21 protein-coding genes and 1 pseudogene are annotated in these 24,593 nt (G+C 43.6%); 16 read left to right on the top strand and 6 right to left on the bottom strand.

Annotated elements, in window-relative coordinates; translation table 11 throughout:
• Nucleotides 1-47: 47 nt before the first annotated feature.
• Nucleotides 48-236 carry a hypothetical protein gene (locus tag A8708_RS27535; protein WP_068669000.1) on the top strand — a complete coding sequence of 63 codons (189 nt, stop codon included), beginning with the start codon at nt 48-50 and terminating at the stop codon, nt 234-236.
• 81 nt (nt 237-317) lie between these two features.
• On the opposite strand, the pseudogene A8708_RS37145 reads toward A8708_RS27535, so the two are convergent.
• The 3 genes and pseudogenes from A8708_RS37145 to A8708_RS27525 form a co-directional block, all read right to left on the bottom strand.
• Nucleotides 318-476 (bottom strand): annotated as a pseudogene (locus A8708_RS37145) (manganese catalase family protein); the annotation flags it as partial.
• A gap of 15 nt (nt 477-491) precedes the next feature.
• Nucleotides 492-980 carry a hypothetical protein gene (locus tag A8708_RS27530; protein ID WP_239696868.1) on the bottom strand — a complete coding sequence of 163 codons (489 nt, stop codon included), beginning with the start codon at nt 978-980 and terminating at the stop codon, nt 492-494.
• The gene (locus A8708_RS27525; RefSeq protein ID WP_068668998.1) at nt 980-1,765 is read right to left on the bottom strand and encodes a hypothetical protein; all 786 of its coding nucleotides are present in this window, start codon (nt 1,763-1,765) and stop codon (nt 980-982) included. Before A8708_RS27525 ends, A8708_RS27530 begins: the two co-directional genes overlap by 1 nt.
• A 181-nt stretch (nt 1,766-1,946) precedes the next feature.
• Here A8708_RS27525 and A8708_RS27520 point away from each other — a divergent pair, with 181 nt between their 5' ends.
• The 4 genes from A8708_RS27520 (at nt 1,947) to A8708_RS27505 (ending at nt 6,497) form a co-directional block, all read left to right on the top strand.
• Nucleotides 1,947-2,585, top strand: a complete 639-nt coding sequence (locus A8708_RS27520) for an FMN-dependent NADH-azoreductase (RefSeq protein WP_068668996.1) — start codon at nt 1,947-1,949, stop codon at nt 2,583-2,585.
• A gap of 21 nt (nt 2,586-2,606) precedes the next feature.
• On the top strand, nt 2,607-3,290 hold the full coding sequence (locus A8708_RS27515) for an NAD(P)H-dependent oxidoreductase (RefSeq protein WP_068668994.1): 684 nt from the start codon (nt 2,607-2,609) through the stop codon (nt 3,288-3,290).
• Nucleotides 3,291-3,462: 172 nt separating this feature from the next.
• Nucleotides 3,463-5,394, top strand: a complete 1,932-nt coding sequence (locus tag A8708_RS27510) for a fructose-bisphosphatase class III (RefSeq protein WP_068668992.1) — start codon at nt 3,463-3,465, stop codon at nt 5,392-5,394.
• 107 nt (nt 5,395-5,501) lie between these two features.
• Nucleotides 5,502-6,497 carry an aldo/keto reductase gene (locus A8708_RS27505; RefSeq protein ID WP_068668990.1) on the top strand — a complete coding sequence of 332 codons (996 nt, stop codon included), beginning with the start codon at nt 5,502-5,504 and terminating at the stop codon, nt 6,495-6,497.
• A gap of 133 nt (nt 6,498-6,630) precedes the next feature.
• On the opposite strand, the gene A8708_RS27500 is transcribed toward A8708_RS27505, so the two are convergent.
• A complete protein-coding gene (locus A8708_RS27500) occupies nt 6,631-6,831 on the bottom strand; it encodes a TetR family transcriptional regulator (protein ID WP_204787649.1) in 201 nt (66 codons plus the stop codon).
• A gap of 325 nt (nt 6,832-7,156) precedes the next feature.
• On the opposite strand from A8708_RS27500, the gene A8708_RS27495 reads away from it, so the two are divergent.
• From A8708_RS27495 to A8708_RS27470, 6 genes are read left to right on the top strand one after another with little or no spacing between them, the layout of a single operon-like run.
• Nucleotides 7,157-7,525, top strand: coding sequence for a GntR family transcriptional regulator (locus A8708_RS27495; RefSeq protein WP_068668986.1), 369 nt, complete (start codon nt 7,157-7,159; stop codon nt 7,523-7,525).
• Nucleotides 7,526-7,528: 3 nt separating this feature from the next.
• On the top strand, nt 7,529-8,242 hold the full coding sequence (locus tag A8708_RS27490) for an ABC transporter ATP-binding protein (protein WP_082927840.1): 714 nt from the start codon (nt 7,529-7,531) through the stop codon (nt 8,240-8,242).
• The gene (locus A8708_RS27485; RefSeq protein ID WP_068668984.1) at nt 8,243-8,989 is read left to right on the top strand and encodes a hypothetical protein; all 747 of its coding nucleotides are present in this window, start codon (nt 8,243-8,245) and stop codon (nt 8,987-8,989) included.
• 2 nt (nt 8,990-8,991) lie between these two features.
• Entirely contained in the window at nt 8,992-10,071 is a 1,080-nt protein-coding gene (locus A8708_RS27480) for a DUF4097 family beta strand repeat-containing protein (RefSeq protein ID WP_068668982.1), read from the top strand.
• A 46-nt stretch (nt 10,072-10,117) separates the two neighbouring features.
• On the top strand, nt 10,118-11,050 hold the full coding sequence (locus A8708_RS27475) for an ABC transporter ATP-binding protein (protein ID WP_068668980.1): 933 nt from the start codon (nt 10,118-10,120) through the stop codon (nt 11,048-11,050).
• Nucleotides 11,043-11,987, top strand: a complete 945-nt coding sequence (locus tag A8708_RS27470) for an ABC transporter permease (RefSeq protein ID WP_068668978.1) — start codon at nt 11,043-11,045, stop codon at nt 11,985-11,987. Before A8708_RS27475 ends, A8708_RS27470 begins: the two co-directional genes overlap by 8 nt.
• A 107-nt stretch (nt 11,988-12,094) precedes the next feature.
• Here the strand turns inward: A8708_RS27470 and A8708_RS27465 are convergent, their stop codons facing one another.
• The gene (locus A8708_RS27465) at nt 12,095-12,523 is read right to left on the bottom strand and encodes an Lrp/AsnC family transcriptional regulator (protein ID WP_068668976.1); all 429 of its coding nucleotides are present in this window, start codon (nt 12,521-12,523) and stop codon (nt 12,095-12,097) included.
• Nucleotides 12,524-12,868: 345 nt separating this feature from the next.
• Here A8708_RS27465 and A8708_RS27460 point away from each other — a divergent pair, with 345 nt between their 5' ends.
• The 3 genes from A8708_RS27460 to A8708_RS27450 all read left to right on the top strand — a co-directional run bounded on the left by A8708_RS27460 (nt 12,869) and on the right by A8708_RS27450 (nt 14,795).
• Nucleotides 12,869-13,354 carry a quercetin 2,3-dioxygenase gene (locus A8708_RS27460; RefSeq protein ID WP_068668974.1) on the top strand — a complete coding sequence of 162 codons (486 nt, stop codon included), beginning with the start codon at nt 12,869-12,871 and terminating at the stop codon, nt 13,352-13,354.
• 80 nt (nt 13,355-13,434) lie between these two features.
• Nucleotides 13,435-14,325 (top strand): alpha/beta fold hydrolase, encoded by an 891-nt coding sequence (locus A8708_RS27455; protein WP_068668973.1) that lies wholly within the window; start codon nt 13,435-13,437, stop codon nt 14,323-14,325.
• A 134-nt stretch (nt 14,326-14,459) separates the two neighbouring features.
• A complete protein-coding gene (locus A8708_RS27450; protein ID WP_068668970.1) occupies nt 14,460-14,795 on the top strand; it encodes a stalk domain-containing protein in 336 nt (111 codons plus the stop codon).
• Here A8708_RS27450 and A8708_RS27445 read toward each other — a convergent pair.
• Nucleotides 14,792-15,163, bottom strand: coding sequence for a hypothetical protein (locus tag A8708_RS27445; protein ID WP_068668968.1), 372 nt, complete (start codon nt 15,161-15,163; stop codon nt 14,792-14,794). The genes A8708_RS27450 and A8708_RS27445 overlap by 4 nt on opposite strands.
• 246 nt (nt 15,164-15,409) lie before the next feature.
• Here A8708_RS27445 and A8708_RS27440 point away from each other — a divergent pair, with 246 nt between their 5' ends.
• Nucleotides 15,410-15,829, top strand: a complete 420-nt coding sequence (locus A8708_RS27440) for a hypothetical protein (RefSeq protein WP_068668966.1) — start codon at nt 15,410-15,412, stop codon at nt 15,827-15,829.
• A gap of 147 nt (nt 15,830-15,976) precedes the next feature.
• Nucleotides 15,977-24,316: a GH36-type glycosyl hydrolase domain-containing protein gene (locus A8708_RS27435; RefSeq protein WP_068668964.1), complete on the top strand. Its 8,340-nt coding sequence runs from the start codon at nt 15,977-15,979 to the stop codon at nt 24,314-24,316.
• Nucleotides 24,317-24,593: the final 277 nt, after the last annotated feature.

The raw sequence follows: 24,593 nt of genomic DNA, 5'->3' as shown, positions 1-24,593 counted from the left end.
ATAATATAGCTGGAAGTCATTTACCGAAAAGGGAGGATACAACTACGATGACATCGAGTCGAGGACATCAAGGTGCACATGGTGCAGGCCAAATTGTGAAGCAACTGAACAATCAAGCCGAAGCAGCTGAGCAAATTCAAGGGAGTAATGAAGTCGATCAAGCGATTCAGGCAGCCGCAAACGACCATATATCAGAGTTGGATGAGATTTTCAGTAATGATAATGATAGCGACTAATTAGTCAAACAAATTCGGAATGAAATAGGCTTACACCTGATAATTCAGGCGTAAGCCTATTGTCTGCTAACTGAGGAACAGGGCAATCTCTTCCAGAAATACGCCACGGATTAAGTCTCGGTATTGTGTAGCTTTGCCTCGGAAGTTAGAGCTTTGAAAATAATAATTGCATCATCGTTCTCATCTCGTCAAATTGACCGCTAGGGCTTCTTGTAAGACTTTGGCTGCTGCAACGCGAATATGGCTGTATTATAATCATGAATGTGACTCGATTTGAGTTGTATGCATGTGAGTTTTAGCAACTCCGAGTGCCAAGTTTCCCCACAGAGTCTGCTCCACTAACAGGGATTGCTCTTTGGTACATTGAACAATTAATATAACTTCTCCTAGTTTAGTCTTCGCAGTTCTGAGTTTTTTTCGTTTAATTATATTTTTTGTAAGATCATATATGAAACCAATAGCAAAACCGAGAGCTGCACCAATTAGTCCCCAAAAAACAGGTCCCCAATATAGAACAAATCCGCGAGATACCCCAATCGTCCCACCCATCATGGCAAGTACAAGTGCAATATCAACTAACGAGGTTCCGTCTGTACCGTGCATGCTATCTAACAGTTTCATGTCTATTGAACGATTATCAAGTGGAACAGCGTAGATATTGACGATCTCATTCTCTTTAAGTTTACTAATAGCAAGCTCTACATAATGTGAATGCTGAAATGTAGAGAAGAATTGTATACCCATTAGATTTTGTCTCCCTTGTATACAACAAAGTCGTGCGATTGATATTCTCTTTTCAAGAAATCGGCTTGCTCACAATCAAAAAGTTTGGTTAGCTCTACAGCATTGGAGTAAGAATCATACATACCAAAGAAATAAATAGACGGGAAGTAAAGGAACCATTGCGCACCCATAACTTCCTTTGATTTAGGAAAGTTACCTAACATAAAGTAATGAAGGCTCTCAATCATGTTGGAATGAATCACAATAAACATGGTCATTACCAGTGTTAGAGCAGCTCCTAAGATCCGATGTATATACAGTTGTCCTAGACTTGGAATTGTCATCGACCAGACCAAGGCGAGCCACGGCTTTTTCTTATCCAAATAGATCATTTCGAAAGGGCTCACCGAGATGCTTGGGTATCTGGCGTTTTCCCTTTTGGCGAGCAAATGAAGCTTATTTCCATCGATAGCCGTTCGGTAGCTATCCCAAATAGCGAATAAATAAACGGGAATATAAAGGTATATGTACTTCTCATTCAATACAGCCTTTGCTAGGGCGAAATCGCCGTTAAAGGAATGCATGATGGCTGTATTCAGCTGGGTTAATTGATTGATATAAAACTCCCAGAAAAACAAGGCGAAGCCAGTGATAAATTTATGTACTAGAAGATGACCGAATCCAGGGAATGCGATGGACCATAGCGCAACGATCGTGGGATTTCGTTGATGGAGTTGAATTGTACCGAATGAAGTAACATTAGCTAAATAATAACGGTTTTTATAGTCATTACGGAAGTTATTCATGTCTAGACCTCAATCCAAGTATCAATTTGGTTATATATTTTGTTAAATTGTTACAATTTATACTTGGGAAATTATTTTAATTGACGAGTATTAATTATTTATAGTAACATACAAAATGTAAGAAGCTTTAATTTAGGAATCATTGAATTCCAAAAAAAGAGATGAAAGAAGGAAATATTTCATGGCAACTTTATTGTACATCACAGCACATCCAAACGAGACTGAAGCCTCATATAGCTTGGCCGTTGGCAAGCAATTTCTTGAGGCATACAGAGCAGGTAATCCAAATGATGAAATTAAACATCTTGATCTGTTCAAAATGGATATTCCGCGACTAGATGCTGACGTATTTAGTGCCTGGAACAAATTGGGGTCAGGTACATCTTTCGAAGAATTAACGAATGCCGAGCAATCCAAAGTTAGCCGACTCGGAGAGTTGGTAGATCAATTTGTAGCTGCAGATAAATATGTATTCGTTAATCCAACTTGGAACTTCTCTTTTCCTCCTGTTATGAAAGCATATATTGACGCAATTTGCGTTGCAGGTAAAACTTTTAAATACACTGAGAATGGTCCTGTAGGTCTGCTTGGAAGCAAAAAAGCTATTCACATTCAAGCAAGCGGAAGTGTATTATCTCCTGGCTCGGCCTATGCTGATTTTGAAATTGGACATCGTCATTTAGACGTCATTATGAAATTTATTGGGGTTCCAAACTTAGAAACCGTATATGTAGAAGGAATGGCAGCAGCTCAAGATCAAGCTCGTCAAATTAAAGAAAATGCAATCGTACAAGCTTGGAAACTAGCAAAAACATTCTAAGTATTGAAGGAGTCATGGTATATGATCCAATTTTTGAAAAAGGTATTCGGTAGCTCTAAGGGTAATGACAGGAAAGAAAAAGTTTTGTATATCACAGCGCATCCGAATAACCAAGATGCTTCGGCCAGCATGGCAGTAGGAGCTGAATTTATCGAGAGTTATCTTCAATCGCATCCTCAGGATGAAGTTATTCATCTTGATCTCTATAAAACAGATATTCCTGACCTTGACGCCGACGTATTTAATGGATGGGGAAAGCTGGCAGCTGGAGAAGACTTAACCCATGCGGAAAAAGCCAAAGTTGATCGTTTGAATGAAATCGTTGAACAATTCGTAGCAGCGGATAAGTATGTATTTGTAAATCCAACGTGGAATTTTTCGTATCCTCCTGTATTGAAGGCTTATATTGATTCAATCTGTGTTGCAGGTAAAACATTTAAGTATGTTCCAGACAAGGGACCAGTTGGTTTATTAGATCTAAAAAAAGCGGTTCACATCCAAGCAAGCGGAAGCTTTTTGTCGCCCGGTTCGGAGATGGCGAGTTTAGAAATGGGCCATCGTCACTTGGATATCATTATGAAATTCCTAGGCGTGCCAAGTTTTGAAGCGATTTTTGTTGAAGGAATGGCTGCAGCTTCTGATCAAGCACAGGCAATAAAAGATAAAGCCAAACGTAAAGCACGTGAATTAGCGAAATCATTTTAAGTAAATTTGGATTTGGCTATTACCCGGACGTAAGAGAGCCCAGCAACCCAGAGATGGATTGCTGGGCTTACTTATTTGTGCATGTTTAAATCACTGTGAGAACAAGAATAGACGACTCCCTTTGTGGCAAAATAATATAAAAAAAGGAGAGATTACCTAGGAGGACATTAATTTGGATGAACAGTTTCTAGATTTATTAGCCCAGATTTATGATACGGAAGAAAAAGTCGTAACAGAAATCATCAACCTTGAAGCGATCTCCAATCTTCCCAAGGGAACTGAGCATTTTGTCAGTGATTTGCACGGGGAATTTCAGGCTTTTCAGCATGTACTACGAAACGGATCAGGTACTGTAAAGGAGAAAATCAAAACCTTGTTCCGAGAGGTTTGGACGGATCAGGAAATCAATGATTTTACCGCGTTAATCTATTATCCAGAAGAAAAGATACAACTGGTTAAAGAAAACCTGTGCAATAAACAAGCTTTGAACCGATGGTACAGACAAACGATTGAACACATGCTTAAACTCATTTCTTATGCTTCCTCCAAATATACGCGTTCTAAATTGCGTAAAGCCCTGCCGGAGCAATTTATCTATATTGTGGAAGAGCTTCTATATAAAACGGATTCGACAAACAATAAGGACCCGTATTATGAGGAAATATACCGGCAAGTTATTTCCTTAGGCCAGGCTGACAATCTCATTATTGGACTTGCTTATACGACCCAGCGCCTGGTAGTTGATCATCTTCATGTTGTTGGAGATATCTATGATCGTGGACCCGACCCCGATAAAATTATGGACACACTAATCAACTACCATTCTGTTGACATTCAATGGGGAAACCATGATGTCCTGTGGATAGGTGCCTATTCGGGCTCCCTAGTCTGCCTTGCGAATATTATTCGGATCTGCGCCAGATACGACAATCTGGACATTATTGAAAACGTATATGGCATCAATCTTCGCCCATTACTAAATTTGGCGGAGAAATACTACGATGACAATCCGGCGTTTAGACCGAATCTGCAGAGTAATCTTAACCGTTCGGAAGAGGAAATCCTGCAGATTACCAAAATACATCAAGCTATTGCCATGATCCAGTTTAAGCTTGAAATTCCGATTATCAAAAGACGCCCCTATTTTAATATGTCTGAAAGGCTTTTGCTCGAGCATATTGATTTCGACAAAACTGAAATCAAAATCGGAGAAAAAATGTACCCTCTAGTAAACAGCTGTTTCGCAACTGTTCATCCGCAGTTCCCTGAACAACTGCTGGAGGAAGAACAGCAGGTGATGGAGAAGTTGCTGTTCTCTGTTCAGCATTCCGAAAAACTGGCCAGACATATGAATTTTTTTATGAAAAAAGGCAGCTTGTATTTAAAATACAATGGGAATTTATTATTTCACGGTTGTATTCCTTTGGAAAATAATGGGAACATGAAAGAAATGCAGATTGAAGACAAGACGTATTCGGGCCGTAAACTGCTCGATATTCTTGAATATTACTTGCGTTACGCCTTTGCACATCCTGAGGTGACGGATGATCTGGCTACGGATATCGTATGGTACATCTGGACAGGGGAATGTTCATCACTGTTTGGAAAGAGGGAAATGACAACCTTCGAACGGTACTTTATCAAGGATAAAGACACCTATAAAGAGAGGAAAAATCCTTACTACCATTTACGTGAAAATGAGGAGATCTGCCGGAAAATCCTTCAGGAATTTGAAATGAATCCGGATTATGGACATATTATTAACGGCCATACGCCAGTTAAAGAAATTCGAGGTGAGAACCCTGTTAAAGCAAACGGAAAATTAGTTGTCATTGATGGCGGTTTTTCTAAAGCTTATCAATCTACCACAGGGATCGCAGGGTATACCTTGTTATATAATTCTTTTGGTATGCAACTCGTTGCCCATCAGAAATTCAATTCAAAAGAGGATGTGTTGTGCAGCGGAACGGACCTATTATCTATAAAAAGGCTGGTGGACAAAGAGTTAGAGCGGAAGCTGGTAAGGGAAACAAATGTCGGGGAGAGTCTGCTGGAGAAAATCTCAAATTTGAAGAACTTGCTGGAATATCACTATATGAAATGAAGTCCGCGTTCATCGCGGGCTTTTTTGATTGCTGTAGCACATAAGTGACAATTTGCCATTAAAACTGTACGATTATGGGGAATTGTAAAAGGAAAGAAGGGGACTACATGTATTATTTGGGAGATGATGCACGCTATGAAAGTATGCATTATAACGTTTGCAAGAAAACTGGATTGAAGCTTCCCGCAGTCTCACTTGGCATGTGGCAAAATTTCGGAGGGAAGGACAACTATGAGAATGCGCGTGCCATCCTACTGCGTTCCTTCGATCTTGGCATTACTTACTTCGACATATCCAACAATTACGGCATGCCTAAAGGCTCGGCAGAGGAGACATTCGGCCGCGTACTGAAAGCGGATTTTGCCAGATATCGAGACGAGATGATCATTACGACGAAGGTCGGATACGACATGTGGCAAGGACCTTACGGTGCAGGCGGCACGCGCAAGCATATTATCGCCAGTACGGAGCAAAGCCTCAGGCGTATCGGCATCGATTATGTCGATGTGCTGTACTCCCATCGGTTTGACGCAGATACACCGCTTGAAGAAACGATCGCGGCCTTTGACCTGCTCATTCGCCAAGGAAAGGCACTTTACATCGGATTCTCCACGGGATACAGTGCTAAAGTCATGGAACAAATTATTGAAATAGCTAGCAGACTAGGTACTCCTTGTGCATTCCACATGAGCCGTTACTCCATGTTCAACCGTGAACCGGAGGCCGAACTGCAGACGCTTCTGCATGGCAATGGCTATGGTTCAATCGCATTCTCACCGCTGGCGGAAGGCGCTTTGACAGACAAATATCTGAACGGCATCCCTGCAGAATCCAGAGCTTCCAAGAATGCTGGAAACACGACCAAATATATTAGTGAGCAGGCAAAGTTGGAGAAAGTGGTGCAGTTGAACCGGATAGCAAAGGGGAGAGGCCAAAGTCTGGCTCAACTCGCAATAGCATGGGTACTCCGAGAGGGGCGATCACAGTCGGCTCTAGTTGGTGCCAGCCGCGTCAGCCAAATCGAAGACAGCGTAGCCGCGCTCAACAGGCTTGACTTCAGCTCTGAAGAGTTGGAAGCGATTGAGTGTATTTTGCGCGATTAGTGAAGCTATAAGTCTTGTTGTTGAATTGCTTTCCATGACGCTTCAATTGATTGTTGATTGCACAGCCTTCGTTGATCCGGCTAAATCGAAATCACGAAGAGAAGCAGGAATAAGAGGGGAATATGAATATAAGTCAATGAATAAAAACTCTTTCGGATGCTAGAAAATTACCCATATGGATTCGGGCTTCTTTATAAACTTCGTTAACTAATACTTCCTTACTCTCAAAGTAGTTGAATGTTGTTCCCCATCCCACTTTTGCTTTCTTAAGTACTTTCGCGAGTGTGACAGAATGTAATCCCTCTTCATGTATCACATCTAAAGTTGCAGCCATAATATCCTGTCTTTTACCCAATGATTTTAATCCTTCCTTTTAGCGCTTTAAAAGAAAATACCTTAAGTTATCAATGTAATTGTACTACACCGATAACTTAAAGGCCTCCAGCGTTATTCACAACAACATCTATCCGTCCGAAATTCCAAATAATACGTAAGTGTACACAGGAGAATGAGGAAGATCGCACCTTTCAATCCTTAGTGAATGAAAATCACATTTTAAGAGTGGATAATGGGGATTGACAATCTTCATAAATAGCAATATTCTTATAGTGCACTAGTTCAATAGTGTACTGTTTTGCGGTGCAGAGGAGGGTAGAACCGTGCAACTTAATTTTAACAGTCCGAAACCGATATACTTGCAAATGGTCGATGAGGTCAAGAAAGCGCTAGCCAGAGGCGAACTTAAGCCTGGGGACAAAATCCCATCTCACAAGGAACAGGCTCAACTCTTACAAGTAAATCCGAACACAGTAATGCGGGCTTACCAAGAGATGGAACGAGAGGGGTTGACGGAAACATTGCGTGGACAGGGTACTTTTATCAAGAATGATTCTGCCATATTGCAATCGATTCGTTCTGAAATGGCGCAAGCCGCAGTGCAGCAATTCATTGAAGACATGCGCGGTCTGGGCATTGAGCCGGAAGAAATGGCGCATATGCTCCGTGTTACGTTAAACAAGGAGGGATAAATCGTGTCCTATTCAGAGAATCCGTACATGATCGAATTGAGGGCTATACATAAGAAATATTTATTTAAACATGCTGTTAGAGGGATTGATCTTCAGATTAAGAAGGGTACGATTGTTGGTTTGCTAGGGCCTAACGGCAGCGGGAAATCAACCTTGCTTAAGATGCTGGCCGGATTAATTCATCCGACTTCAGGCAGCATTCTCGTTGGCGGCAGCAAGCCTGATGTGCACAACAAGAAGCATGTGGCTTACTTGCCGGAGATTGATCATCTCTACGGATGGATGACGGTGAAGGAAACATTGCGTTTTATCGCTGGATTCTATACCGATTGGCAGGAAGATAAGGCAGCAGCATTGCTTCTTAAGATGGAGTTGGACGAAAACCAGAAGGTTCGGAATCTCTCGAAGGGGATGCGAGCTAGGTTAAAGCTAATCGCCGTATTGGCTCGCAAGGTTCCGCTTGTACTGCTAGACGAGCCGTTCTCCGGGATTGATCCTTCGTCACGGGCCAAAATCATTCGCTCCATAATTAGCGAATTCCAGTCCGAGGACCAGACGATCGTTCTGTCTACCCACTCGGTGAATGAATCGGAGCCGATGTTTGACGATGTCATTTTTCTACAGAATGGCCAGATTACGATATTTGACTCCACAGAAAATTTACGTGCGACGTATGGTTGCTCGTTAGAAAATATATGGGAGAAGGTGTACGGGTAGATGGCCGTTTGGAATTTATTTAGAAAAGAAGTAAGGAGCATATTCCCCCTATATGGCGTTTTTGCGATGGCAGTTCTGCTTATGCATCTGTTTATTCTTATTAAAAGTACTGTCATCGACATGGATGTAACTATGGTGTTAGCACTCATCTTGCCTTATCTATTTCTAGCTGCGATAGCTTTGGGAACAGGCTATTATCAACTCTATACGGAGTGGAAATCGAACTCCATTTACCTTCTCCTTTCCTTGCCAATGCGAGGGTGGAAGGTGTTGACAGTGAAGCTGGCAGCGGTGATCGCGCTGCTTATTGTATCATCTGTATGGATCGCCGCTAGCTATGGTATTCTGCTGCTGCGGAGCCAATGGGAAGAATTAAGCAAAAGCCAGGATTGGTCTTCGATTATGCCTAACCTGTTTAATGTGGCTGGGAACTTCTTTTGGATGGGAGTTCTAACCCTCCTGTTGCTGCTAATCTTGGTGCAGTTTACCTATCTGTGCGGCCAGCTTGTCGCAAAATTCAAATGGATTGTAATGCTAATCGCATTTCTTGGTATCCTATGGCTTGTTCTACGTATTAGCCCTTTGATAGCTGGTCTTCTGGCATGGATGCCAGAAATGGTGATTGGTGGCGGGGAGTCGTCTGATGTGGCTTTTTTACATTCAGGTGCGTTTATTGGAATTGCTCTTCTTTGCATTGGTTTGACAGCGCTGAATGGATTTATTTTTGAGAAAGAAGTGGAGGTGTAAGGATGTTTTTCAACCAAAAAAGGAGTGTTCTGCTCACCTCGGTTGCGTTTCTATTCTTGCTCTCCATCTTAGATATTACGTTCCTCGAGGAAGACATATTTGAACGATTTGGTAATCAATTTGTTAATGGTCAAAAGATGGAAGAGATTAGCGGGGCTAGTCGGGCTAATACCCAAACCGCGCAATTTCAATCGGAGATCGCGAAGAAAGACATTCAAGAAGTAATTCTAGCTAGTCGAAGAGGCAAAGTTACGGTAATGCGTTCTGATTCTTCCAACATTCGGCTGGATTATACAGTTACCGCCAAAGGGGCTGATACAGAGGCGGCTACTCGCCGACGAGAAGCGGTTACCGTAGAAGAGAACATCCAGAATGGACAACTGACTCTCGTGACGAAGGCGAATGGCAAGTCGATCGATCCTGACTACGTATCTGTTGATTATGTGCTCTCTCTGCCTGATGGCATGAAAACGGTGATTCAGAATGAAGATGGGACTGTACGTATCAGCGGTGTGAATGGGAATGTGTCGGCTTCCTCCGTGAGCGGTCTTATGGAAATCGTGGAAGTAAAGGGAGAGCTATCCGTGAATTCCACGAATGGCAGCCTTTATATCGCCGATATCACGGGAAATGTGGTGCTAGTAAGCCGTTCCAGTAAAGTGAATATGGACCAAACACAAGGTAATCTGGTGTTGGATACCCAATCGGGTATTACACATTTAACTGACATCACGGGTAAAGTTACTGGGACAACGCAATATGGTTCGGTATATTTCCGGGAAATGAAGGGTCTCGTGGACGTGATGGGTCGCGGTTCTGATATGCAATTCGATCATATGCAAGGAGATACCCGGATTGAGTCTAAAGCTGGCGGCGATATGACCTTCATTTTACCAAAGGATGAGGGATATACGCTGGATGCCGCGGTAAGTGGGGGACGCATTCAGACACTGCTTCCGCTGCCAATTCAAACCGTGAAAGACAGCGAATATGACACCCGCATGAGCGGCATCGTGGGCAAAGGAACTAGAAAAGTTGACGTCAAGATGAAGTCGGGCGACTTGATCGTGCAAGGCAAGTAATCTTATAAATTCTGATATTTGAACAAAAGGGAGAAGGTGATTCCGTATGAGTAGTGAGTCTATCGTAAGTCTGCGCGGTGTTACGAAGCGAATCGGCCGTACCACGGTCATTGATAATTTGACTTTCGACGTGCCGAAAGGTGAAATATTCGGATTCCTGGGGCCTAACGGCGCTGGTAAGACGACAACGATCCGCATGATGGTTGGCTTGATGTCCATCACGCAAGGCGAGATTGTGATCAAAGGGAAGAATATTCAAAACGAATTCGAGCAGGCCATTCGCCATGTTGGCGCCATTGTAGAGAACCCTGAGATGTACAAGTTCCTGAGCGGTTATCATAACCTGGTACATTATGCACGCATGGTGCCAGGGGTGACCAAGGAGCGAATCGACGAAGTCGTCAAGCTGGTAAGGCTGGAGACGCGGATTCATGACAAAGTAAAGAAGTATTCGCTCGGTATGCGTCAGCGATTGGGTGTGGCACAAGCATTGCTCCACAGGCCGTCGCTGCTCATTCTTGATGAACCTACGAATGGTCTTGACCCTGCGGGAATTCGTGAACTGCGCGATTACTTACGCTATCTGACGCGAAACGAGGGTATTACGGTGATTGTTTCCAGCCATTTGCTCAGCGAAATGGAGCTGATGTGTGATCGGGTTGCGATCCTTCAGCAGGGGAAGCTGGTCGATGTGAAGACGATCCAAGATTTCATGCAAGAATCGAAGGATGGAACGAAAACGTATCTGATCGAAGCGTCGCCGTCAGAACAAGTTCTCGCGGCTATCGCGGGGATGACTGGCGTCAAAGAGGCGAAGGTCGTTCCTGAGGGTGTGGAACTCGTGACGGAGCGTGATTGCATACCTGACATTCTAGCCCATCTCATGCGTCAGAATGTTCGCATCTATGGTGTTCAAGTCGTGAGACAATCACTCGAGGATCGTTTCTTGGAAATGACAGGAGGCGAACAAGTTGGTTAATTTAATTTTGAATGAAAATATGAAGCTCTATCGGCGAATACGAACATGGCTCATGGTGGCCATTATGATTGTAGTTGTCTTCTTAGGCAGTTTTATGGATTGGTATTATGATGACAAATCCGGAGAAGCAGATGCATGGCGTAATCATGTCGTCGAGCAAAAACAGGAACTCACTGAATCTCTGAAGCAGCCGAAACTAAGTGAGGAGGCTCGGAAGTACCTTGGAGAGAGAATAGCCGTATACGATTACCAATTAGCAAATGACATTCACCCGGAAGGGGGGACGATGTGGAGCGGCATTAATAGTTCGGCGGAGTTGATTATCTTAATCACGTTGTTCACTGTCATCGTAGCGGGGGACAGTTTAGCTGGCGAATTTACGACGGGGACGATTAAGCTGCTGCTGATTCGTCCAGCGAACCGAACCAAAATTTTAGTGTCCAAATATATATCCACGATTATATTTGGTTTGCTCCTGCTCGTCGTCCTGTTCATCGTTTCCTTACTATTAAACGGGCTGCTGTATAAGTTTGAGTATTGGAACTTGCCGCTTATCAGCATTAACGATGCTGGCAGCATAGTTGAAAGAAATATGTTTGGGCACCTGTGGAAATTGTACTTACTTAATGGGGTTTCGACCGTCATTTACGTCACGATGGCCTTTATGATCTCTTCAGCTTTCCGCAGCAGTATCATGGCGATTGGCTTCTCGATCTTCGCCCTCTTCGGAGGCCTGATCTTTATGGGACTTCTGCAGCCGTACGCGTGGAGTAAATACTTGCTATTCGCCAATATTGACTTGTCGCAGTATCTTAGCGACCGGCCGTTTCAGGAAGGGATGACGATGAACTTTTCGATTCTCATGTTGATCATGTATTTCATCCTGTTCAATCTAACCGCGTGGCTCGTGTTTACGAAGAGAGACGTAGCAGCGTAACATCAGCAAGCAATCCGAAAAGAGCACCCGCGGGGTGCTCTTCTTTTCATTCGTTCATTTCCTCCCGTCATTATGTATGCCGGTGTTGTGGAGGCTAGAAAGTTAGACTACTTAACGTTCTCGATCGAGATACTCAGCCTATAGTTGCCATACCTCAGAACTTCCTCCAATAGCTTGTTCAGCTCCGAGCTGTCGTTAGTCCGTATGCGCAACCAATAGCAGCCTTCTCCGCCAACGCGATGTGCTTCCATCACAGACTCCGTCAACTGGACAAAGTTCCGAAAGGCTTGATGTGATTGATTGGCGTAAATGAAGACGGTTAGAAAGGCGTGTATGTGAAGTCCGATCTTCTCAGGATTCCAACGCAGCGTATACCCTTCGATAACACCCAAGTCTTGCAGTTTGCGAATTCGCGCACCAACCGCCTGCCCTGAGAGATGAACGTTCTCTCCAATCTCCTTGTGGGTCAGGAGCGCATTGTCGAGAAGCGCATGCAGGATCCTCAGATCAATCTCATCTATAGCTTGATTGGCCATTCGGCTTTTCTCCTTTCACGGTGTAAGTAAACCCGGTTAAATACGTTCATCAAGTTATATACCACGCTCACGGGCTAGCGTTATCATTGATATTGTTACAGATTAATCATTAGGAGGGGGTACTCATTACATTCTTCGTCATTCAGACATAACCATTATTGCCATGTCATGCGAAACATATAATGGACAATACTTGCCATTAACCCATCAAGTTGCATCGTAGATACGCCGCCGCTCGTTTCTGAGGGAACAAGATCATACAAAGCATGCACTTAAATAAACCTTTCAACCCGTTAGAAAGATACGATTCATCAAGAATTCTCACCAAGAAGGAGCCTGCACAAGATGAGTAATCTAAGCAAAGCAAACGTGATGCACAGAAATAATAACAAAGAAAATACATTCCTATTTCTTACTGACGTAAATTCAATATTGGTGAGCGGGGAGGATACGAATGGAGAGTTTTGCGTCGTACATTGTGCCGTCAAGAAAGATGATGGACCCCCACTGCATTTGCATGAAAAAGAAGATGAATCTTTTTACGTTCTGGATGGCGAAATAGAGATGACGCTAGGTACTCAGACGATTGTGGTGAAAAGCGGAGAATATGTGTTTGCACCGCGCGGTATACCACATACGTTCAAAGTAAAATCAGACACAGCTAAGTTTCTGGTGACCGCGTACCCTGCAGGATTTGATTCATTCGTGAAGGAACTAGGCGTTCCTTATGTAGAAGGGATGGAGGCTCATGTTGAGCCACCTACTCCCGAGGCCATGCAAAAATTGTTGTCAGTTTCCAAAAAGTATCACATTACTTATCCTGGTCTTTAATTTTAGAGCTAATATCGCACATATGGAATTACCATGCGGTTATTTTGATTATAAAAAATGAACTGAAAGAGGGAGCACACATGACTTCATCTACTTTTCAAGCTTCTGCTGGTGCACCAGTTAAGCATGAAATTATCATAAATGGTATACGTCAAGTTTATCATATTGCAGGAAAAGGTCCGGTTTGTCTTGTTCATGCAGGAGGCCCTGGTTTTCATTGGGGTTATATGCGAATGCCGTTGCTAGAACAATCCATGACCGTTATCTATTTGGAGCCCGTAGGTACAGGAAATTCCGATAACCTACCAGACGGAGATTATACCATGGCGAAATATGCCTACTTCGCTCATAAAGTTGCCGAACATATTGGAGCTCATCAGCCATATTTCCTAGGTCACTCGCATGGCGGTTTCGTAGGCTTACAATATGCACTTGACTATCCCGAAGAACTCGGCGGCCTCATTCTCTACAGCTCGGCTCCGTGTATGAATCAAGAGTTAGGGATGGAGCAGGTTCAACAACTCGAAATTTTCACCCAGCGTTGGGCGGATCTTCCGGAAGCTCAGGATGCGAAGCAAGCATGGATGGACATGATTACCGGAAAAGTGAAGGATAGAGAAGCGATCCTGAAGGTGTTGGGACGCTTGATGCCTGCATTCTTCGGTAATTATTGGAAACTTCCGGAAGGTTTCAATGCGTGGCAAGCTAGTCTGGATTTCTCTGTTGATCCGAATCGCAAGCCGTACATGTGGGATGTTCGTGATTCCTTGGAAACCATTCAACCCAGAACCCTGATCTTAGTCGGAGAGTACGATTTTAATTGCGGACCGCGTTGGGCCAAAGAGCTGGATGAGAAAATCCCCGCTTCGCAACTCGTAATGTTCGAACAAGGTGGGCATATGAACCATGTGGAGACGCCACAAGAGTTTGTAAGGGCAGTGTTTGATTTTGTATCCCAAGCATCAAACTAATCGCTATTTTGCTAGTAATTATACACGATAGAGTTGGATGAAAAATGTATTGCAACAATTTGAACCAATTCTACGTCTAAGATAATGTACGCCACTAGAGATTGGATAGGGAAACACAGTGAGGAGGAATTTACTTGAAGAAGAAATTATTAATTGCACTTGGACTTACTGGTGTAATCGCAGCGTCTGTTGCAGTAGGGGCATATGCGGCAACGGATATTAAATTATTTATTAACGGGAAAATAATCAATGCAGATATGCAGATTGTAGATGGATCCAGCTATGTTCCTTTAAGGGTTGTTTCTGAGTCACTCGGAGCTGATATTAAGTGGGATGAGGTCAAACGGGAAATAAGTATTACGGGTCAAATTGGTCAAGTGGGTCAAACCGTCTATGAGAATACCCAATCACGCTGCCGAACAGTTGGAAAGGGTATACGATTGTATCGGACAAATGGGAAGGTACTTTAGTAGGAGATACGCAAGGCGATAAGATCAGCGGCGCGAAACTCAGCATCCGCCATCCCGAATGGAGCGCTGAACAACCTAGACAGGATATTCCTATTCTCGTCTTTACTATCGACCAATGGAACGAGCTTCAGCAGGATAAATTCTTCGTTAGCCCTGCTCCAATAGGCCCAAGTGAACTGACGCGAAATGACAAATACGTGTTCGCACTTCCACCGCGCTATAACTTTGCCTACCCTGATGGCTACCAAGAAGTGGAAGACATCTTGGCGAACAAACCGATTCAACCAATCAAGTAATCTGAAGACGTCCGCCAGGACTTCTCCGGTTGCTTTTAATAATAGGACAAGAACCAGGGAGCAACTCGCCACAAGGCAGTTGCTCCCTATTCATGTTTCATCCAATTTCTAAAAGTTATCAGCCCGTGTATGCATTTGAAGGTTCTCTAAATAGCGAGGTAGGTAGATTTAGTGTAAGAATTCCTGCGCTTACTTAATAAGACAGGAACGCCTGACGAAAATGCTTCGATCGTTCAGTAAACAATTATAGTAAATAAATTAATTCTGTGAAGCGAATACTACTATTGATTGTACTAATTGTGACAGGGGACAATAATCATGATGCATTATTATTTTTCTGATAAAGTTCATATTTTTTGGGATGATGAAATTGAATCCGTTGTGATTCGTTGGAGTTATTTAGCTCATTCGGAAGATTTCCGTGACCCACTTAATAAATTAGTTGAACTAACAAAAATGAAAAAGTCTAAAAAAGCTTTGTTTGATGAAAGCCATAGTCTGTTTATTGCAAAAGATACACAATGGTTGGTTGATGAGTGGCTACCTGGACTCTTAGAAGCTGGAATACAATATCTAGCAATAGTCTTTCCTGAGAATACATCTACGAATATCGAGGTCGAAAGTGTTATCGAAAAGAAAGATGCAAACGAATTATTTCATCGTGAATTCGAAAATATTCACAGTGCGGTTAGCTGGCTATCGTCAGTGCCAGTAGGGTGTGCTAGTCAATCTAATTGAACTGGCTTTTTAGGAGTCCACGGCATAAATATAAATTTTACTAATGATATCTTGGAAATTTGGGGATAATTTGATTGTCCCCGGATTGCTTCGTTGTACCGGACGACAGAAAGACAAGAAATTGTAAAATGAACTCCGGAGGTTCTAATGGTATACAATAGTGAAAAACTATGTCAAAGATCGCGTGAACTTGCCTTAACTCACACGGCAAGGCTCATGCAAGTTCATCCTAAATACATATGGAATCAATTCGAAAAGGACATAACAAGTTTAAGGGATTTTGTAACCTCGTTGCAAAACAGTACTGCAAGTTGTGCTCTACCTGCGGAAGAATGGCTGCTCGATAATGCAGAATTTATTGAGGAACAGGCTATAGAAGTGAAAATGAATTACTCTAATCGTTCCTTCGATTACTTGCCTTCCTTGGAAAAGAAAGGCGTTTTACGTATTCAAATGCTTTGCGAAGATTATTTAGAGCAAGTCGACGGTGTATTGGATGAAGAAAGCATTGTTGCTTATTTGAATGCTTATCAAGAAGTATCTGCGTTGACACTTGCTGAAACCTATTCCACCTCACTTATCCTTCGAATGACCCTGATTAGAAAGCTGTCCGAAACGATGTTGCTCGTTCGGGAACGCCGTGAGGTTTGCGTAGAAGTTGAACGGTTGCTTTCAAGAATAGAACCTTCCAAGCTTAATTCAGAAACGATCAGCACACTTTTGGAAGAAGCCGGGCTGACAGTTCCGCTATCAGGACCATGGATCGTCCACTTAATTAGTCATTTGCGGGAATGGGCGGAGGATTCTGCCTCTGTACGTGAATGGTTAGTATGCAAATTAGAAAATGGTTCAATTGATCTTGATCGAATCGTATCATATGAACATCAGCTTCAGTCTGCTTTTCAACTAAGAGCAGGAAATTTAATCAGCAGTTTACGAAAAAATGAGCGTCTTGAATGGGGCCGCCTATTCGAGCGCGTCAGTTTAGTTGATCAAACGCTTCGAAATGATAGTACTGGGGTATATTCTCTTCTTGATACGAATAGCAGGAATGAGATACTTCAACGAGTGGAATCATTAGCACGCCGTATGCGAGTACCTGAGAAACTGATCGCAAGTACTGCAGTAACTCTTTCGAAGGAAGAGAGTGAACGGCATAGTGAGAAGACAGAGAAAGCTGACGACTTACCACGATCGACATTTGTGGCTTATTTTCTATTTGAACCAGTCGGGATTAAGCAACTTGAGCATTCCTTGGAACTGTGCAGCAGGAATAGGCAAATACGGGGAACCCAATTTAAGAAGAGAGCAACTGGAACCTATCTAACTCTGCTTATTGGAATGTTTACATTAGTACTTATTGCCGCTGCCATCTGGATTGGTGGTGAACAAGGCTATACACCATTAGGGTGGGTAATTGCTTTGCTTCTGCTTTTCCTTCCTGTTAGCGAATGGGTAGTTACTTGGCTTCATTTCGGCATAGAGCGAATGATACGACCACGACCACTGCTTCGATATGATTTTTCGAACGGCGTGCCTAACACTGCATCCACAATGGTCGTCATTCCTGCCATCTGGTCCACAACGGAGGAAGTGGATGAGCTTGTTGATCGACTTGAAATACATTACTTAGCAAACCGCGATCCTAACATCCATTTCGCTCTTCTCGGCGATTTTACAGATGCTGCTCAGGAAAGTTTACTGGAAGATGAGAAGCTCTTTGCCTATACCAAAGAAAAAATGGCGACACTCAACCGAATGTATGCCATTTCTGGTGGAGTCACTTTTCATTTTTTTCAGCGTCGAAGACAATGGAATCCTGCTGAGAATGTATTCATGGGTTGGGAACGAAAACGCGGGAAATTGGTCGAATTCGTGGAGTTACTCAGAGGAAGCAAGGATACGAGTTTTGACTCCACGGTAGATGAAACCGGTCTATTACCACATATTCGCTACATTATTACGTTGGACGCGGATACACAGCTTCCTATGGGAAGCGCACAAAGGATGATCGGAACGCTGCATCTTCCATACAATAGACCGCGATTAAATCAAGCACGAACTAGGGTCATAGAAGGATATGGTATACTGCAACCGCGGATTGGTACTAGTCACGAGTCAGCTATGCAATCTAAGCTTGCCTACATTTGTTCGGATCCAGGACTGGATCCATATGCGTTTGCTGCTTCTGATCCTTATCAGGATGCAATGGAGCAGGGGATTTTTACGGGAAAAGGTATTTTTGATGTGGATACATTTGCTGAGTTACTATGTGAACGTATTCCTGAGAATACAGTTCTAAGCCACGATCTGCTTGAAGGTGGATTCTTACGCGCGGCACTTTTATCGGATGTTGAATTGATCGATAACCATCCATCCAAGTTTCATGGCTATCAGAAGCGTATGCACAGATGGGTAAGAGGAGATTGGCAACTGCTCTGCTGGCTTTTTCCTCGAGTCTGCGACCGTCGTGGAGCGTTGAGACCTGTTGATCTTTCTGCAATCACTCGCTGGCAAATCATCGATAACTTGCGGCGCAGCCTGCTTCCGATTGCTTATCTCGTGACATTGGCACTTGGGTTTTTGCTGCCGGGATCACCTGGACGTTGGAGTTCTTTCATTCTTGCAACAATGTTGTTGCCGATAATCCGTCAAATCTTTTTAATTAAATCATTGGTTTTGCAACCACGGAGGACGCTATCAACCGCTTTGCACGTAGTAATCAATATCGTGACTTTACCGTTTCAAAGTGCAGTACTCCTTCATGCGATCTGTACAAGCATTTACAGACTATCTGTTACTAAACGTCGTATGCTTGAATGGACAAGTTCTTCACACATAGAACGGAGCAATAGGAGTAACAAACCGGCGACAATATTAGGTGCACGTGTCGGATATGTACTAATTATCCTTTTTGCCATTGCCGTAGCGATGCAGAAGGATCCGGGATTCAGATGGATAGGTTTTACAATCAGCGTAATTTGGGCTTTAGCTCCTCTTGCTGTCCGCTGGCTGGATCAGCCAGTTGCACAAGAAGAACTGAAAATCTCTTCGGTGGAAGAGGAACAAATGCGAACATTGGCTAAGCAAATTTGGGCATTCTATGAGGATTTTGCAGGTCCTAAAGATCACTTCCTGCCACCGGATAATGTACAGATGGACCCTCCAAACGGTGTTGCGCATCGTACATCTCCAACCAATATTGGTTTCTTACTAACAGCTGCCCTTGCTGCGCGGGATTTCGGGTTTATTGATACGATTGAGCTAGTGGAACGATTAGAAAAAACCGTGAACACTGTCGAGAGGTTAGAAAAATGGTACGGACATCTATATAACTGGTACGATACACTTTCACTCGGTGTACTGCCGCCAGCATATGTTTCAACCGTGGACTCCGGTAATTTCGTAGCCAGTCTAATGACCGTCAAACAAGGGCTAGCGCATTGGTTAAAAACTGATTTTCCATCAAACAAGCAGCCATTTCAATCATTATTTAGTAAGAACTTGGAGTTACATGTTGAATTTGCGGTAGATCTTGATCAAACGAATCCTGAAGACATGGCTATAGAAAGTTTGGATGTTCCCATCAACGATAACAAAGCGAAGGAAGACATATATACCTCGCCGCAAACTACCTCTATAGATTGGGTAGAAATTGGCTATCAACTAATAGAGCGTCTCGAGACACTGATTGTAGAGACTAATTTCAGACCGCTTTATGACGATACATCCAAATTATTTGTACTAGGATACCATGTGTCATCGGGCCAACGCGATAATATTCTGTATGACCTTCTAGCGTCAGAGGCTAGACAAACAAGCTTTGTTGCGATTGCTCTTGGTCAAGTCTCAGTCTCCCACTGGCTTGCACTCGGCCGGACAGCAAAGAAGCAAGGGAACCAGACTACTCTGGTTTCGTGGTCTGGCACGATGTTTGAATACTTGATGCCAAGCCTGATTATGCGAACTTATAAGAACACGATTTGGGAGAGTACTTATCGAGGTGTCGTGAAACGGCAAATAGCATATGCGCGTGAACGGGGAGTTCCTTTCGGTATCTCAGAATCGGGTTATTTCGCATTTGATTATCAAATGAACTATCAGTATCGTGCTTTCGGTGTTCCAGGCTTAGGCTTCAAACGTGGACTTGAACAAGATTTAGTTTTGGCGCCATATGCGACAGTCATGGCACTTCCGTTTGCATTACGCGAAGGCTTACACGATTTACTCCGCATGGAGAAACTTGGTGCTCGTGGCAAATATGGCTTTTATGAGGCCATTGACTTTACTCCCGAGCGAATGCCCGAAGGCGAGACAAGTAAGGTTATCCGAAGTTTCATGGCACATCACCAGGGAATGAGTTTGTTGACTCTTGCGAATGTTCTCTTGCCAAGTAAAATGTATGATTACTTCCATCATGATAAACGTGTGCAAGCAGCGAATCTTTTGTTACAAGAGCGGCTTCCTGCAAGAGATTCCCTTATGAAACGAGAATTATCCAGACAATCTCGCATTGAAAAACCGACACAAGCACATATTGCCCCTCTACGGGAATATGACTCTGTCGATACTACGGTTCCAGAAGTAAATATACATTCGAATGGGGCACTGACAACGATGGTCTCCCATAGCGGTAGCGGGTTCATTCGATTTGAAGGCATGGATGTAACACGTTGGCGAGAAGATCCAGTTTTGGACCACTGGGGAAACTATATGTATATTAGGGATGTAACTTCAGACAAGGTGTGGTCCCCGACTTTTCAACCTTGTCGTTCGCGATCAAGTAAGCAACAGGTTAAGTTCTCGCAAGAGCGCTCCACTTTCCTGTGCGAGGAAGAGGATCTACACACGACCCTTGAAATCTGTGTTTCACCCGAATTAAACACGGACGTTCGTCGGTTAACGATTTTCAATAAGAGTAGTGAAGTTAGAATCATTGAAGTAACGACATTCCTCGAAATCGTTCTAGCTTTTCATGAAGCGGATAAAGCGCATCCAGCTTTCACCAAATTATTCGTTGAATCACAATTTGATGCTGAAGCTGAATGCCTTCTTGCTCGTAAGCGTCCTAGGGACGGCGGAGAAAAACCTGTGTGGGCGTTTCATACCTTAACAATGGACGGCATATCACTTGGACCAGTGGAATATGATACTGATCGTGCTCGTTTTATTGGCAGAGGATTTACATTATCTAGACCTAGAGGGATAGCAACGCGACTTGGCAGTACAGTTGGATCTGTGGCGGATCCAGCCTTTATCATGCGTCGTCGATTAACTATCCAGCCTGGTGAACAAGTCCAATTGACTGCTTTAACTGGTGTAGTAGAGTCGAAAAGACAAGCAATCGACATTATTCAGCAGTTGTCCCAAGAACAACAAGTCGAGAGGTCATTCCAAATGGCTTGGACAAGGAGTCAAATTGAAATACAGCATTTACATATATCACTTGCCGATTTAGCTGTTTTTCAACTGCTTGCTGGTAGAACGCTATACACAGCTCCTCTGCGTCCAGAGCGTGCTACTAGCATTGCTATTAATCAAAAAGGACAGCAGGGACTTTGGGCGTATGGGGTTTCTGGTGATTTGCCGATTGTCATTCTACAGATCACAGATACTACGAATCTAAATTTCGTTAACAAGCTAATCATTGGATTTGAGTATTTACGTCATAGTAGGCTGTTCATTGATCTTGTGATATTAAATGAATCAGAAGAGGGGTATCAGCAGGATTTACAGGATTCACTTCGGCGTATGGTGGAGCAAATCGTTGGCGGACAGGGCTCGGGGAAAGGTGGCGTGCACATTCTGCCCGCATCTCAACTATTGGATGAAGACAAGGCTTTGTTGTTCGCAGTATCCCGTATTGTTCTGAGAGCAGATGGTCCAAGTCTGAAGGCACAATTAAAAGCATTTGTTCCGAGCCATACATCGGATGAGCCGATAACGATAACGGCACCATCGAACCGCTTTGCACTACCTAGTAAGCCAACAGAAACGAATGATCTCCTTTTCTTCAACGGGTGGGGAGGATTTTCAATGGACGGCCGAGAGTACCATATCGTTATGAAGAACGATAACTACCTGCCGGCACCATGGATTAACGTGATGGCAAATCCGAAATTCGGCTGTTTGACGTCGGAATTATATACAGGGTATACATGGTGGCATAACAGCCGTGAATGTAAATTAACACCATGGTCAAACGATCCCGTCATCGATCAGCCTGGGGAACTATGCTACTTACGGGACGAGGATAGTATGGATTACTGGTCCTTGACGCCTTCCCGTACCCACACAGACTCTACCCATAAGGTGATATACGGCCGCGGGTATACGCGTTATCATCATGAAAGTCACGGTCTTCTGCAAGAAATGACCGTTTTCGTTCCGCTAGATGATCCCATTAAAGTGATTAAAGTGCGGTTGCACAACACGACATCCGAGCAGCGGAAATTATCGGTCACTTATTATGCCGAGTGGGTGATTGGTGTACACCGGGAAGGAAGCGGTTCGTTCATTGTATCGGAATGGGATTCGGAGAATGAATTACTTACGGCACGGAATGTGTATCAAGAAAATTTCCGAGACGCGACCGCATTTCTAAGTATTCATCCACAAACAGATGTAAGTGAAGAATTGGATTCTCGGCTCCATAAGGAAGCAACGGCAATTCCCAATATGGATATGTCATGGACAGGAGATCGCTTGGAATTCATCGGCCGCAATGGCAGTCTTGATCATCCAGATGTTATGAATCGACTTCATTTATCTGGCGAAACCGGACCCAATTACGAGGGGTGTGGAGCCATTCAAAGTAAATTCGTCATTGAGGCCAATTCTGAACAAGTAGTCTACATCCTGTTAGGTTGTGAGGATTCGCATGAATCCGCGGTACAACTTGCGCAGAAGTATCGCCAACCGCTTGTTTGCGAGCAGGCAATAGACGATGTGAAAAAGTTTTGGGACGAGACAATGGGTACAATTACACTTGCAACACCTTGCCCAGAGATGGATATTATGATGAACAACTGGCTGCTTTACCAGACTCTTTCATGCCGGATGTGGGCGCGTTCTGCATTCTATCAAGCAGGGGGGGCATACGGTTTCCGAGATCAATTGCAGGATTCATTAGCTTTGCTCCATAGTCGTCCTGACTTAACAAAGGAGCAAATTTTATTGCATGCGAGCCACCAGTATGAAGAAGGCGATGTTCAACATTGGTGGCATCAAGAAACGCAGCGAGGAATTCGCACGCGCTTCTCCGATGATTTATTGTGGCTGCCTTATGCTGTCATAAGGTACATTGAACATACCGAAGATGACAGCCTATTGAACGAAATCGTGCCATTTCTTCGCAGTGAGCCGTTAGGTGAAGAGGAGCATGAACGATATGAACCGACTGTCATATCCGAGCAAAGTGATACGATTTTAGAACACTGCTTGCGGGCGCTTGATCGAGGGTTGCGGTTCGGTGAGAACGGGTTACCTCTAATTGGGATTGGCGACTGGAACGACGGGATGAGCCGAGTTGGAGCTGAGGGACGAGGTGAAAGCGTGTGGCTCGGTTGGTTCTTAGGTAGTGTTTTGCAAGGAATGGCTGATTTGTGTGAACATCGCGGCGACACTGTGCGTGCAGTTAATTATAGGGAAATACAGGGCAAACTTTCGCATTCACTTAATGAGAAGGGCTGGGATGGTCAATGGTACCGAAGAGCATTTACCGATAATGGACAATGGCTAGGTTCGATCCATAATACGGAATGCCGAATTGATGCTATTGCCCAATCATGGTCAGTCATCTCTGGTATGGCAGAACCAGATAAAGCCAAGCAGGCTATGCGTTCATTTGATCGTGAACTTGTAGATCGTAGCTTGTCTGTGGCACATATTCTGTATCCGCCGTTTGATCAGACGGATCCGAGTCCAGGTTACATTCAAGGTTATCCTCCGGGTATCCGTGAGAACGGGGGGCAGTACACACATGGTGTTATATGGAGCATTATAGCTTGGTGTGGGCTTGGGGAAGGAGATAAAGCTTTTGAGCTTTTCCACATGTTAAATCCGATTATGCACACGAAAACGGCTACTGAAGTTCGAAGGTATGTTGGCGAGCCGTATGTAATGTCCGCCGATGTATATACGGAGGAGCCTCATAAAGGTCATGCTGGATGGACATGGTATACGGGCGCATCAGGCTGGATGTATCAAGCAGGTATTGAATGGATAATTGGGTTGCGCCGCCGTGGAAAACGTTTGTTCATCCGTCCATGTATGCCTAAAGAATGGCCGGAGTTTAGCGTAAGCTACCGTTTCGGTAAGTCAGAGTACCGCATCACTGTCATAAATCGCTCACAGAATTCTACTGCACAAACAACCTTATCGATTGATGGTCAGGAAGCTAATATGACAGAGTTCGCTTCTGAGGATGGTCCTTTTGTCAACTTGCATGATGATCGTCAAATCCACCAAATCGTACTGTCACTATAATAAATAAAATGAGAGGTCCCAATCAACTTGTGTTGACTGGGACCTCATTTCTGTGAAAATTTTTTTATGTATGAATTGTCAGCTCTACAAATTGATGCAATCCCCCTTGTAAGACAAAATTATTACTTTTTGGTTACTATATAACACAAAAGTAAGTACTATTCAATTTGGTACTTATGCGCCATAATGAGTTTTGTGAGAAGCATTAGATTAAAAGTAAGATGCTTCCGAAAATAAAGGAGGTGCTTCTTAACCCATATTGAAATGAATATGAGGA

Source organism: Paenibacillus oryzisoli (assembly GCF_001653565.1).
GTDB classification, from domain to species: domain Bacteria; phylum Bacillota; class Bacilli; order Paenibacillales; family NBRC-103111; genus Paenibacillus_E; species Paenibacillus_E oryzisoli.
This window is presented reverse-complemented; position numbering and strand designations above follow the sequence as displayed.